This is a genomic window from Vibrio sp. 1978 (assembly GCF_033344345.1).
Genome location: NZ_JAWPOP010000609.1, coordinates 1 through 638, shown reverse-complemented (window position 1 = coordinate 638; position 638 = coordinate 1). Strand labels below are relative to the sequence as shown.

General features: G+C 42.5%; 1 protein-coding gene and 1 pseudogene. Both read left to right on the top strand.

Annotation, left to right across the window (positions count from 1 at the left end; genetic code table 11):
• Positions 1–267: nucleoid-associated protein (locus R8N49_RS28110; protein ID WP_318190569.1), on the top strand; the 267-nt coding region annotated here is incomplete at its 5' end.
• A gap of 108 nt (positions 268–375) precedes the next feature.
• Positions 376–638, top strand: a pseudogene (locus R8N49_RS28105) (Hpt domain-containing protein); the annotation flags it as partial.

Here is a 638-nt window from a genome sequence, read left to right as displayed (position 1 = left end):
GAACTTTCTGGTGAGTTACCGCCAAGCCAAGATGGTACGAGCTTTATGGACTTCACCAAAGAGCAAGGTTACGAGCTTGAAGAATCATTCCCTGGTGATCGCTCAACGGTTCGTAAGCTGACTAAATATGTGGGTGCCGGTGGTGGTTTAAATATCAGCTTTGACAGCTTGTTATTGGGCGAGCGTATTTTCTACGATCCAGAAACAGATACGCTGACGATCAAAGGGACACCGCCAAACTTGAAAGATCAGTTAAGTCGTAACTAATTCTTATGAAGAGAGCCCTAGGCTCTCTTTTTTTATGTGAAGCAAGCACAGCCAGAGCTCAGAACATGGTATATGCTTGTAATTAATGGATTATATGAGGACTGAGCGTTGCATCAATTAAGAGCAGGGATTAAGCGGATTATTTGGTTCTTATTCATTTTGTGGTGTGTATTTTCTGCAACTCTTTGGTTTCAAGCAAAGCAGACGATGCAAACGCTTTCCACATTGAATGAACTCGGCAGCAAAGTTGAGGAAGTACGTAACTTCTTTAATTTTGAGTTGCCGTATCGAGTTAAGCATGTCGATCAAGTCTCACTCAAACTTCAGCTTGTGTACGCGGTTCGTCTTCAATTAGAAAGTGAGGTCTCTGA